This is a genomic window from Streptomyces sp. NPDC029956 (assembly GCF_055574655.1).
Window position 1 is genome coordinate 1 of sequence record NZ_JBVHZJ010000086.1, and the last position, 12,076, is coordinate 12,076.

The 12,076-nt window shown below is 69.6% G+C and carries 8 protein-coding genes and 4 pseudogenes; 6 read left to right on the forward strand and 6 right to left on the reverse strand.

Features of this window, described 5'->3' with window-relative positions; genetic code table 11:
- The 4 genes and pseudogenes from ACZ4XX_RS37895 to ACZ4XX_RS37910 all read left to right on the forward strand — a co-directional run.
- Window positions 1-119: pseudogene (locus tag ACZ4XX_RS37895) on the forward strand (IS5/IS1182 family transposase); the annotation flags it as partial.
- A 215-nt stretch (window positions 120-334) separates the two neighbouring features.
- On the forward strand, window positions 335-1,018 hold the full coding sequence (locus ACZ4XX_RS37900) for a sensor domain-containing protein (protein WP_468512361.1): 684 nt from the start codon (window positions 335-337) through the stop codon (window positions 1,016-1,018).
- Between the two features lie 484 nt (window positions 1,019-1,502).
- Window positions 1,503-2,669, forward strand: a complete 1,167-nt coding sequence (locus ACZ4XX_RS37905; protein ID WP_468512362.1) for a twin-arginine translocation signal domain-containing protein — start codon at window positions 1,503-1,505, stop codon at window positions 2,667-2,669.
- 950 nt (window positions 2,670-3,619) lie between these two features.
- The gene (locus ACZ4XX_RS37910) at window positions 3,620-4,561 is read left to right on the forward strand and encodes a hypothetical protein (protein ID WP_468512363.1); all 942 of its coding nucleotides are present in this window, start codon (window positions 3,620-3,622) and stop codon (window positions 4,559-4,561) included.
- A 188-nt stretch (window positions 4,562-4,749) separates the two neighbouring features.
- On the opposite strand, the gene ACZ4XX_RS37915 is transcribed toward ACZ4XX_RS37910, so the two are convergent.
- On the reverse strand, window positions 4,750-5,085 hold the full coding sequence (locus tag ACZ4XX_RS37915; RefSeq protein WP_468512364.1) for a MazG nucleotide pyrophosphohydrolase domain-containing protein: 336 nt from the start codon (window positions 5,083-5,085) through the stop codon (window positions 4,750-4,752).
- 561 nt (window positions 5,086-5,646) lie between these two features.
- Window positions 5,647-6,588 carry a hypothetical protein gene (locus tag ACZ4XX_RS37920; protein ID WP_468512365.1) on the reverse strand — a complete coding sequence of 314 codons (942 nt, stop codon included), beginning with the start codon at window positions 6,586-6,588 and terminating at the stop codon, window positions 5,647-5,649.
- A 731-nt stretch (window positions 6,589-7,319) separates the two neighbouring features.
- Here ACZ4XX_RS37920 and ACZ4XX_RS37925 point away from each other — a divergent pair.
- Window positions 7,320-7,481, forward strand: a pseudogene (locus ACZ4XX_RS37925) (VOC family protein); the annotation flags it as partial.
- A gap of 191 nt (window positions 7,482-7,672) precedes the next feature.
- On the opposite strand, the gene ACZ4XX_RS37930 reads toward ACZ4XX_RS37925, so the two are convergent.
- The 3 genes and pseudogenes from ACZ4XX_RS37930 to ACZ4XX_RS37940 form a co-directional block, all read right to left on the reverse strand.
- Window positions 7,673-8,497 carry a restriction endonuclease gene (locus ACZ4XX_RS37930; protein WP_468512366.1) on the reverse strand — a complete coding sequence of 275 codons (825 nt, stop codon included), beginning with the start codon at window positions 8,495-8,497 and terminating at the stop codon, window positions 7,673-7,675.
- A gap of 265 nt (window positions 8,498-8,762) precedes the next feature.
- Window positions 8,763-9,070, reverse strand: a pseudogene (locus ACZ4XX_RS37935) (IS630 family transposase); the annotation flags it as partial.
- 456 nt (window positions 9,071-9,526) lie between these two features.
- On the reverse strand, window positions 9,527-10,771 hold the full coding sequence (locus ACZ4XX_RS37940) for a protein kinase domain-containing protein (RefSeq protein WP_468512367.1): 1,245 nt from the start codon (window positions 10,769-10,771) through the stop codon (window positions 9,527-9,529).
- A 796-nt stretch (window positions 10,772-11,567) separates the two neighbouring features.
- Between ACZ4XX_RS37940 and ACZ4XX_RS37945 the strand changes: the two genes are divergently transcribed.
- Window positions 11,568-11,783, forward strand: coding sequence for a hypothetical protein (locus tag ACZ4XX_RS37945; RefSeq protein ID WP_468512368.1), 216 nt, complete (start codon window positions 11,568-11,570; stop codon window positions 11,781-11,783).
- 21 nt (window positions 11,784-11,804) lie between these two features.
- Here the strand turns inward: ACZ4XX_RS37945 and ACZ4XX_RS37950 are convergent.
- Window positions 11,805-12,044, reverse strand: a pseudogene (locus tag ACZ4XX_RS37950) (ATP-binding protein); the annotation flags it as partial.
- Between the last annotated feature and the right edge of the window lie 32 nt (window positions 12,045-12,076).

The following is a 12,076-nucleotide window of genomic DNA, read 5'->3' on the forward strand; positions in this document are numbered from 1 at the left end:
TCAAAGCCTGGCGAGGCATCGCCACTCGCTACGACAAGACCCCTGCGAGCTACCTCGCCGGCCTCCACCTTCGCGGCGCGATTATCTGGATCAAGGACCTGGCCAGGACCACTCCTTGATCACAACCCGATACTCGCCCTAACGCCCCGAAACCCAGCTGAACCCACCCTCTCGTCCGCGGCGACGTCTGGCGGGCGCCGCGGGGCCGTCCCCGTTTCACGGGATCGAGCAGCCGGACCCGGCACCACGACTTCCGAGGGGTGGGGAAAGCCCTACCCTGCGGTGGCCGGGTAGCAGGCTCGCTGCGGCATCGTGAAACCGCGAGCGTAGTCCCATGACTGAGACCGCCTCACTCCCGACTGTGCCGCCGACGCCCACCGCATCCGAGACTGTGCCGCAGACGCCCACTGCCCTCGAGCCGGGTGCCCGCCGGTTCCGCAGCGAGCTGGGATACCTGCTGTCCGGACTGCCGCTCGGGCTGGCGGCGTTCACTGTCGCGGTGACCGGAGCCGCCCTCGGGGTGTCCACCGTCGTGGTCTGGGCCGGGCTGCCGATCCTGGCCGGAACACTGCGAGCGGCGCGGGCCCTGACCAACCTGGAACGCCGGCGCGTAACGGCCGTCACCGGCCGCCCGTTGCCGTCGTACCGCCCGAGGCCGTCCGGCACGGGGTGGGCGGGGACGCTGCGCGGGGTGCGCGATCCACGGTCCTGGCGCGACCTCGTCCATCTGATCGTCGCCTTCCCGCTCCAGGTCATCACCTTCAGCGTGGCGCTGACATGGACCCTCGGCGGCATCGGCGAGCTGCTCTACGCCACTTGGTCGTGGTCCCTGCCACGGGGGCAGGGCAACCAGGGCCTGGTCGAGCTGATGTTCGGCACCTCCTCGCAGGCCGCCGACATCGGCTTCAACACCGCCATCGGGGTGTTCCTGCTGGCCACCGCGGTCCCGGTGGTCCGCGGGCTGGCCGCATGGCAGACCCGGTTCGCCATCGCCCTGCTGACCGACCGGGCCGCGTAGCCATGGGCCGACCACGCCCTGGCCGACGAGGCCCCTCCGAACCCGCGGAGCGGGAACGGCTTCACAGCTAGCTCACCGTGGGCGCGCCGGGAACCGACTACCACCCGGCCACCGACGACGTCGTCCAGGCCGAGCTCGCCACCGGAGCTGCGGCCGCCCTGGAGCGGGGCGCCGAGCTGCGCGAAGCCCAGCGGGTCGCGGCCCGAGCCGACGCGCTCCGGGGCGCTGCGCGAGGAACCCGCCGCCGAGAGCGAACACGACGTGTCAGGTTCCCCCGGCCGAGCGGGCGCCGTGCTGGTACAAGGTCGTCGCCGCACAACTCGATACGCGACAAGCCGATGCGCGCGGGTGCTCGGGATCGTTGTCCGTCTGCCGGGAACACCGGCGCGTCGGTGCCTTCCCCGCGGGGAAGGCGGGCCGCGGGCCGTCCACCTCGTGCTCCCTGCCCCTCGCCCGGCGAGCGGGCCCTTACGGAAGGCGGAGAATGACCACACGCAGAGGCTTCCTCGGCCGTACCACCGCGGCCGGCGTCATGGCAGGCCTCGCGGCCTCACCGGCGGCGGCCGAGGACGGGAGCGGGGCACCCGCCCGTGACCCGGCCGTTCGGCGTGGTCGGGCCCGCGACGCGATCGTGGCGGTCAACAGCGGTATGCGGTCGCACTACGCCGCGCTCAAGTCGGATCTGATCGCGCAGCTCAGTCCCGTCCTCGTGGTCCAGAATGACGCCAGGGGCGGAAGGTTCACCCTCGTCCACGACGGCACGCAGGAGTCGCTGCATCCCGTCGGGGAGGTGTTCGAGCTGGCGAAGTCCATCAGCCATGTGCCGCTCGGCGTCTTCTCGATCATCGCGCCCCACCTGAGCGACAGGGTTCCGAACGTCCCCGGCGCGGACCGCATCGATGCGCACGACCTCGCCATGGTCGCGTTCAAGGACGCCGCGACCACCGACTGGATCACACCGCTCCGGCAGTACGCCTACACGCTGGCCGCCGCCCGGCGGCAGCTCGACCAGGCCGGCATCCCGCCGGAGATGGTGGTCTCGTGCACGCGGGTGCTCGACGGCGCACTCTCGTTCATCAAGGTCTCCACCGCGGCCCGATCCTTCGACATCAGGTCGTTCGAGGACTTCTCCCACAGCGTGCACGCGGGCATCCGGACCAACATGAGGTACGCGGCCGAGGCCCAGATCGCGGGTGTGCAGGGCGTCCTGCGGACGTGGCGGGCCCGGATCGGTGAGAAGGCGTGGCAGGACCTGTACACGGTCGTGCTGTCCCAGTGGGCCACGTCCGCACTGAACCAGAACTCGATCATCATCAGGCCGTGCATGAACCCGGCGAAGGTGGCCACCCATCTGATCGACCTGCCTGCCGCCGAGCCGCTCTCGGACCCGGTCTTCGTGGCCCTGGACAACCTCGCCCGGATCGTGCAGGACAACATCGCGGCCGAGTTGGTCTTTCCTTCGGACCGGGCGGCCGCCGATGCGCTCAAGGGCCCGCAGGATCTGCTCGCCGACGAGATCCTGGACCAGCTCGGTGCGGCGACGCCGGGCGCGTCGGCGTACTCCGCGCCCGTCGGGGCCGGGAAGGGTGCCTGTCCCATCACCCGAAGGGGCTCGGCCTCTCAGCGGGGCGGTACGGCGCACGGCCTCTGAGGCCGATTACGCCTCCGGGGCCGCCCCGCCGGCCGCAGCGCGCGGGACAGCCGGTCGAGGCCGCTCGTGTTCGACGCCGACGTCCCCGTGAGGGTGCCGACGAGCGCCCGGGCGAGGACGGTCGCCGTACCGATCCGAGTGTCGTCCCGGCCACCCCCCGGTGACCTCCCTTCCGCTCACCGCCTCCGTACCGCCGGCGAGATCTCGGAGCCCCCGAACAGGCCGGGGAACGACAGCGCCATCATGCACACGCCCACGTTGGCGGAGAGGATCGACCTGATGGTCGGTGGGGGAGTGGCCGTGGAGACTCGTCAGCTGGTTGTCAGCGGTGTAGCCCGAACGACCTGGCAGTTCACGCCGACCGGCAGTGGCGGGCTGTTGCTGTCACCAAGGACGGATAGCCATGTCACTCTCACGCCGACCATCACCGGCCTTGCCGCGGCACCGAGCTGCCCCGTCCACGTTACGGAGAACTCTTCCGGCCTTGGGCGAAGCCGGTACCCAAGCCCCATCGGCTCCGCCCTCGCCCCCACCGATGCTCCTGCGAACGCCCGTGGCCACCGGCGCGCCTGCTGGACTTCGCCCGCCAGCACATCCCAGGTCGCCGTTGGTGGGCTCTGGAAGGAGTCGGCGCACCTGGTCTCCTGTCCGTCCGTGGTCACGGCGGACCACGGACGGACAGGGCATGCCGCCCCGGTCGGATCCGTTCTCCCACGCCCGGCGGGGGCTACCGCACGAGCTCCGCGAAGGGGGAACGCCGAGCGCGCCAGCGATGAGGACGAGGTCGGAGAACAGGTCGCCGCTGAGGCTGGAAGCCTTGGAAGGGGGCCGGTGGCAGCCCGGAGGGGGCTGGTAGAGCAGATGATCACTGGGTGGCCACGGGAGGCAACTTCGATGCCCGATGCCACGTCTGGCAGTGCGTACCAACCCTTCCGGAATGGAGCCACTCGGTGCTCATAGGACTGCTGACCGCTATCGCCGCCTCGATCTGTTACGGCACGGGTTCCGTCCTGCAGGCCGTCGGGTCGCGCAAGTCCGCCCGGCGTGAGGCGGCCGCGGGTCTGCTCACGGAGCGCGGGGGGCCGAGTCTGTCCTCCACCGCGAAGGCGGCGACGACCTGGGAGTTCGTCGTCGGCACGATCCTGGACTTCATCGGTTTCGGTCTCGGGGCGCTCGCGGCCCGGCTGCTGCCGCTGTTCCTGTCCCAGACCGTGATCAGCGCGAATCTGGTCGTCACGGCGGTCCTGAGCGTCCGGCTCCTCGGGATCCGGCTCACCCGCGCGGAGTGGACATCGATCGGTGTGGTCTGCTCCGCCCTGGTACTCCTGGCGAGCGCCGCGGGCCCGGAGGGCAGTGGGCACACCCAAGGCGCCACGCACTGGTGGCTGCTCGCGATCGCCCTGCTCCTGATGGCGGGCGGCACAGTTCTCGTACGTCACCTGGGCGCGCGGGCGGCGATCCTGGCCGGTCTGCTTTCTGGGCTCGGCTTCGGCGCGCTGGGTGTCGGGGTGCGGATCCTGAACGGCGTCGACCCTTTCGACCCCGGCACGCTCCTTACCGACCCGGCGCTGTACGCGATCCTCGTCGCGGGGATCGGCGGCATGTATCTGCACACCGTCGCGCTCCAGATCGGCTCGGTGAACGGGGCGACGGCGGCGTTGGTGGTCGGCGAGACGGTGCTCCCCGGCATGATCGGGGTGTGGTGGCTGGGTGATGCCTCACGTCCGGGTTTCGCCTGGCTCGCCGTCCTCGGCTTTGTCCTCGCGGTCGTGGGCGCGGTCGCGGTGGCGTGGTTCGGCGCGCCGGAGGGCCACGGGGCGGAGGACGGGGACGCCCCGGAAAGCCTTGGGGCGGTGCCCGGGAGCCTTCCCAGCCCCGTACGCGTTCCCTGAGTACGCGACCCGCAAGGGACGGGACTGCGGGACTGGCCTCCCGCACCGTGGCCACCGCTCCCGCCGTCGGGCGCAGTGCGGTGAGCACCGGCCCGTTCCACCCCGGCGGACCTTGCCGTCCTGGGCTGTGCACACGGCTGGTGCTTCCAGCGCAGTATCACCTGGGACGTGTCCCGGAGATCATGTGACTACCCGTTTTCGTCGGCGAGTTTGGAGACGATCATCTGTTCCAGCTCCGTCATGGTGCGCCGGAACGCCTCCTCCAGGTCGATCCCGTAAAGCCTGGCCAGGACGATCACGGACCACAGACAGTCCGCGAGCTCGTGCTCCAGGGCGGCCTTCCCTCCGCGCATCGTCCGGGCGCCCTCCGCGCCCATGACGAGCTTGGCGAGGTCGCCGACGTCGCCCATGAAGCCGAGCATGAACTCCTCTCGGGTCCAGGTCCGGCCTCGCTGGTGCTCGTTCAGCCTGTCGTACAACTCGTGGACGCGCATGGCCTGCTGGCTCAACTCGGCAAGGTCCATCGTCTCCCCCGTCTCGGGCGTACCTTCGCGAGAACCGATCTTCCCAGACGGGTCGGGAGTGGGACGGCCCTCTCCCTGGGCCGTCCCGGGGTGCTCGCGTCGCGTTGATGGTGGTTGACCAGCCGCTGCGCTCGAAGCGGCAGGCTCCGTCCGGGTCGATGCGTACCGCCGCTCCCGAGATGGGCAGGTTGCGAAAGCCCCGCGCGCTGCCCGCGGTCCTCCAGCCTCAGCTCGCCGGCCCGAACCCCTCCGGGTCTCCAGAACTCCTCGACGCCGGGATGGAATCAGAGGTTGAAGTGACTGTTGACCGGCATCAGCCGACGGAGCACCGGCTGGGTGTGCGCCGCCGCCAGCACCGCCGGGTGTCCCGTCGCAGACGATCTGGCGCATGCGTAAGGTTGTGACGTACGGCGACCATGGGTTGAGACTCCGGGGGGCGGTCTTCTCCGTTGATCTGGCCCCAGGCGTGGCTGCAGGTCGTCGTCTCAGAGGAATCCGACCTCGAGGATGGACCCGGGTGATACCGGTCTGCGTGCGCCGCGGGGACCGGTGAAGTGAGCGCTACTGCGGGTTGCCGTTGGCGGCGAGGTGGGCGCTCATCTCCGCATGGGCGCGCTGCGAGTGGGCGTTGGCCGGGTCGTGGATGAGCCGCAGGTAGTCGTAGAGGACCTGCACGCACTCGTCCCGGGTGCTGTAGGAAGTGTCGGAGGCCAGCTCAAGGCTCTTGGTGACCTCCATCAGCTTCCCGTCGGCCGCGGTGTACACCGGGTGCCAGATGAGCCGCACTGCCGGGTTGAGCGCCATGACCACGCGCAGTTGCGGGACCTCCTGCGCGACAAGAACGCTGTCGGGGTTGTATGCCCGCAGAAAGATGTGGACAGGGCCGCGGGCATGGTTCACGAAGGCCTTGGACAGGACGTTCCACATCGGCGTCTTGAGCATCCAGTCAGTGGTCAAGGTCAGCTTGTCGACCACGCCCCCGAAGGGGGTGGACTCCAGGGGGGTGTGGCCCTTGGCGAGGGCGTAGTCGCTGACCTGCCTGCCGCCCGACCAGAGAGCCAGCGTCGGAGTGTCGATCTTCAGGTAGTCGCCGATGAGCCCCACCAGCTCTTGGTACCAGCTGTTCGACGCGCGATGGTCGCGCTGTTCCTGGCGGTCGGCGTACTTCGCCATGGCCTCGTCGTTGAGCTGCCCCTGTTCGGCGATCCCACAGAGGACGAGCTGCCAGGCGGAGTCCGTGACGTCGTTGGGGAAGCCCGCCTGAGCCATCATGTCGCGGAAAGTGCCCCACTCGCCGTGCACGGTGGGATCGGCGGCATGCCGCCGCGCCTCCTCCCTGACCCCGGGATCTTCCTGGCACTGCACCCAGCGCGTCACGGCCGCGTTGCCCACCGTCCGTTGGAGCTCGGCGAGTACGGCAGGGTGCGGCACCTGCCGGGAAGAGCGCTTCGGGGCCGCGCCCTGGGCCTGCCCCCTCGGTGCTGCCGCAGCTGTCGGTGACACCGCGGGCGTCCTTGTCTCTTGCATGCTTGCCAGCTCTCCAGGTCGCTGTTCGGCCCCGAAGTCCGAGATTAGGGCCTCGGTACGGCCCCTGTGAGGGCCGAAAGGGCAGCCAGAAGGGCACAACGGGCCCGAGGCCGACCCATGGCACCCGCGCGCGGTAGGAATCGAGCAGCGCCGTGGGCACCTGGGAAGCTGCCGGCTGCGAGGTGACAGGACATCCCGCGTGCCGGCGAACCAGATCCTCCGAGACCTCGAGTGAATCGGACCAAGTGACGTGAGACAGGGGCCAGTTCACCGGAGATGCGACACCCGGAACTTTCGCGGGATGAGCGTCACGCAGCTCACCGTGGGCTTCCGACTTCTTCTGGCGCTCGACTCACCGTGGGAAGTCCGGCCGTGGGGACCAGTTGCACAGCCGTTGGCGCTCAGGACTTGATCGCGGCTGTCAGCTGTTGACCTCGGCGTTCGGATGGGGTTGGGACCGGAGGCGCTCACGCAGGTCGATCTCCTCGGCGGTGAGCGGTTTTCCGGGCGGGCGGATACCCCCATCCTGCGTGATCTTCCTCGGCGTGCCGGGCTGTACGTGTGCAGCCGAGCCACACCGCATGCGCCCGGTATCTGCAGACCGTCCTGTTACCTTCGCCCGTCGGCATGCGTCATGGGTGTGACGACCGGATACGAACGGTCGTCACACCCACGAGTGAAGAGAGAATCGGATGCTGACCAACATCATGTACGTGACGATCTACGTCACCGATCAGGACCGCGCGCTGGAGTTCTACACCGAGGGACTCGATCTGGAGAAGCGGCTCGACTTCCCGGGGCCCGACGGACGTTTCCTCACCGTCGGTGTTCCCCACAGCCCGGTGCAGATCATCCTGTGGTCGCATGCGGCAGCCACTGACCTGTCGGCCGACGGCCTCATGCCCGGGAGCGCTGAACGTGCTCCCGGGCTTCCCCTTGCATCCGGTGGGGCCCGTAGCGTGAACTCGGCGAAGGAGGCCGAGGGCCGCTCGACGGCCTCGCCGCAGCGCGCCGAAGGGCAGTCGCGGCTCCGGTCTCCGGCCGGGTCCGGCCGGTTGTCTCAGGTGGTGTCACAGGGGCTTTCGTCCCGGGGGCCCGGAGCCGGGTCCCCCGCCCGGGCGGCCCAGGGGGGCGGAGCCGTCGACGCGGTCCAGGCCGCCAGTTCCGTACCGTCGACGCAGACGATCCTGCAGGAGGCCGCGTACTCCAGTGCGGGGTCCGTGAAGGAGCTGGTGGTGACGAGGACGGCCACGTCGGCGTCGTGCACGGCGTAGCAGGTGCCCCCGAACCGCTGGAGGTCGGGGGATCCCACCCGGTGGTCCTCCCCGTACTGCTTGCACTGCAAGACCACTCGCATTCCCGCGGGGGTCGTCGCTATCACGTCCGCGCCGAGGTCACCGGCGCCGCCGACCACCTCGACGGGGGAACAGCCGTCACGGGCGCACAGCGCGGCGACCGTGTGCTCGAAGCCGTCCGGATCGACGGCCTGATGGTCCAGGGCCCCGGAGTCGACGGCGGGCGGGGCAGTGAGCGGGGCGGTGAGGGCTTCCGTCCTGTGGTCGCCGGCACGGGGCAGGGGGGTCGTGTACGCGACGCCGTTCTCCCCCGGGTCGTTCCACTCCCTCCGATCTCGACCCCGGACGCGCGTCGCTGCGGTCCTGCGCCGCTGGCTCATCACTGCTCCGACGCCCAGCAGCAGCGCGAGGGCCGCGAGGACGACGGGGAGGTACGAGCCGGTCGACCGAGCCGTCCTGACCATCAGAGCCGCACCTCCGGTGACCACCCCCACGAGCCCCACCACGAGTACCAGGTCCCGCGCGGACCGCGCCGGGCTCTCCCGGCGCCCCATGCCCCCGCCTGCGTCTCTGCCGTCGATCGCCGTCATACGGCCCCCTCCTCGTGCGAGCCCGTCTCCCTCCGACCGGCCCTCCCCTGGCACTGGCCCTCCTCACCCCGACCGCACCGCCGAAACTCGTTCGGGCCAGGACGGCCGGACACCAGGGAGAACACGGGGCGGGGGAGGGGAGACGTCACCCGGCGCTTCACCGTTGCCCCGCGCCCCTGGCGCTCCGGACGAGCGCCGTCTCCGGCCGGCGCGCCGTCGGCCCGGGCGCCGTCGCCTACGACGCCTGGGCGAGTTCGGGACGGCCGACCAGGACGGTCAGGCCGCCGAGCTGGATGTGCGCCCTCACTGTCAGGTCCCGGTAGCCCCGCCACGTGAAGCCCTTCGGCTCGCCCTTGCCGCACCGGTAGACGTGGAAGCTGTAGAACGGCCGTGACCTTCTGCCCTGCTTGAAGCAGCTCATCCCGGCCATCGAGACCCGTCCGGATCCTTGGCGCGGACGCGGACGACGGGCGTGTGGCCAATCCGCCCCCAGGTCCTGGCACGCGGCGGTCTCATGGACTGTCCGGCCTCGTCCTCGAAGACGACCCAGGCTCCACGGGCCGCCGCGGCGCTTACCCGCGGGCAGGCCCGGCGCCCAGGGGGTATCCCTCGGGGGCAGTACCGTCGGGCCGCCCTACTCCCGTGCCCCGGCTCTGCGTGCGCTGAGGAGCAGCGTTTCTACAGCAGTTCGGGAGGTGCTCGGCGGACCGGGCTGACGCCGGCCTTCCGTTCTCGTCGACATCCCCGTGAGCGTGGGGGTCTGTCCTGGCGCCTTGCCACGGGTGCTGACTGGTCCTCGCCCCGCCGCCCGTCCGTGTCCCCTGCCACCTCCCCCTGGGGGCAGGGGGCCGGACGCCCCTTGCGAGAGGGCGGTTCGCGTGCTTTGCGAGGTTCTGTCGGTATGGGTGGGGCCCGCGGGGAGCCGAGAGATTCCGTCGGCTGCGCCCTGTGAAGCCGTCTCCTTTACCGCTGCGCACCCACAGCGCGAAACGTAGTGCGGGGGATGAATCACCGGGAGGGAACGACCACTTACATCTCTGCCGCATCGATGACCATCGCCCCGGCCATCCACATGATGAGGTAGCAGGTCATCAGTATCCAGGAGATCACTTTCCACAGTCGTGCCTTCTGTCCGCTTCGCCGGACCCAGGCAGGCATGGCGGCCAGCACCGCGGCCGCTGCGAAGCTGTTGAAGGCCCACTTCTGACCCGATGTCAGCGGGCTTGTGGTGGGGTCTTCTGCCATGCTGATGAACACTGTCGCTCCCCACATCAGGAGTAGGGAGATGGTCAGCCGAACACTTTGTGTGACGTGCGTTCGCCACTGCGGGCGCACGGGCGCCGGATCGGCCGTGACCTCTGGGCGCAGCGCTGGTGCGGGTGTGGGTGGGGATATCGGTGCCCGCGTGGGGGGTGGTGGGGTCGCTACCGCCATCCGGAGGGCGACCCGCATCGATTCCGCGTCGGGGTAGCGTTGCTCGGGCCGCTTGGCGAGCGCGCGGGCCAGCACCGGTTCCAGGCGTGGATGTCCGAGGACTCCGAATGAGGCCAGTGTCGGTGGCGGTTCGTGCAAGTGCTGATAGGCGATCGCGAACGCGTCTGGCCCGTCGAACGGTGTCCGTCCCGCCATCAGTTCGAAGAGCAGCACGCCGACTGCATACAGATCGGACCGTCCGTCGAGATGCGCCGAGCCCTGCACCTGCTCGGGTGACATGTACTGGGGGGTGCCGATCGTCATCCGCGTGCCGGTGAGGGCGCTCCCGGCGCCGGCGGCCGCGCGGGCGATACCGAAATCTGCCACTTTTGTGATGCCGTCCCCGGCCAGCAGGATGTTCGCCGGTTTGATGTCGCGGTGGACGAGCCCCTGGGCATGGCTGGCGGCCAATGCGGACAGGATCTGGTCCGTGATGCGCGCCGCGGCTGACGCGGAGAGTCCATCTGTACGCAGCCGGTCCGCTAGCGAAGGCCCCGCGACCAGCTCCATCACGAAGTACGGCACCGGCGGCCCGTCTGCCCGCGGCTCTTCTCCAGTGTCGTGCACGGTGACCACGTGCGGGTGTCGGAGCGCGGCCATGGCCTGCGCCTCGCGCCGGAATCGCTCTGGATGGCTCGCGTCGAGCGCGAGTCCGGGCAGCATCGTCTTGACAGCCACTGCCCGTGCCAGGCTGAGGTCGTAGGCCCGGTAGACCTGGGCCATTCCGCCACTTCCCAGTAACCCGTCGATACGGTACCGGCCTCCGGCCAGGATCTCACCTTGCGCAAACACATCCCCCATGTGACCGATCATAGGAGCAACTCGGACGCCTGCGGCCGGTTCATGAGTTGATTTCAATTCCCTGGTGAGGCTGAGGCAGGGCTGCCGGTCGCGGAGCTCGGTCGGTTACTGCTTCCTGGCGAAACTGCCAGCGGCGTCCTCGGTGAGGATGTTGTGCTTGACCAGGCGTTTCAGCTTGGCGCGGGTGCCTTCGATGTTCCTCGGCAGCAGTTCGTGGTCGAGGGCTTCGCAGACGCCGCGGGCCCGGAGCGAGCCGGTGGTCTCGTTGAAGACGGCGAGGATGCGGGGTAGCCCGGGTGCTCGGACAGGTCCGGCGAGGCGGCCCGGGCGGGGATCCGGTCAGCGAGGGCGGTGTCGGTCTTCCGGGTGATGGCGAGGTGCTCGATGTGGGTCTCGGCCTCCCGTAGCCGGGCCTGCATTACTCGATCTGGATGCGGTGTTCCGCCGCATGCGGGGCGGCCGCGTGGCTGCGTAGGCGACAGCGGAGAGCACTTGTCGGCAGGTTCCGAGAGCGGACGATGACCTGGCGCCGGGAGAATGTTGTCGAGGTCTGGCAGCACCGGCGCGTCGACAGACAGGGTTCCTGGCCGTGGCCGTGGCCGTGGCCGTAGCCGAGGAACCAGGTCGAGCGGTCATTCGACGGCTCTGCGGGACCTCTCTCCCGCAGAACCTGGCCTAAGGCACGATCGCGAACATGCGCGAATCGAAACTGGACCTGCTCTCACGGCTGTGGGAAGAACACAGGCGCGCGCCATTCCCACCACGCATGCGCGATCGAGAGATCGAAGGTGAAGACATGGTGTTGCTCGACGCGGACGTCGCCGGCTGTGTCCTCTCGTCGCTGTCGGGGCCTCTTGATGAGAGGCGCCACAAAATCCTGCTCGTGTGCCTCGCGGCCGTTGAGAAGGTCCTGCCGTCGATCGATGATGAGGGCGGCGCGACCGAGTACTACGAGCACCTGCGCGAGATGGCTGCGGTGGCAGTCGAACTCGGGAACGCAACTGCCCGGTAGCGGCGGGGTGTGGGCGGTGGATCAGCCGGCGGCTTGCTGTTCGGCTCGGGCCCGGGTGGTGGCGAGGCGATAGGAGTCGGTACCGGTCTCGAAGATGTTGCCGCCGAAGGTAAGACGGTCGACGGTGGCAGCGCAAAGACGCGGGTCCGTGAAGGTCTTCGTCCAGCCGGAGAACGACTCGTTCGAGGCGATGGCCACGCTGTTCTTTTCCTCCCTCTCGGTCAGAACCTGGAAGAGGAGTTCGGCGCCCCGGCGGTCGAGTCCTGCCCAAACCGCCGCCCAAAGAGCGGGGC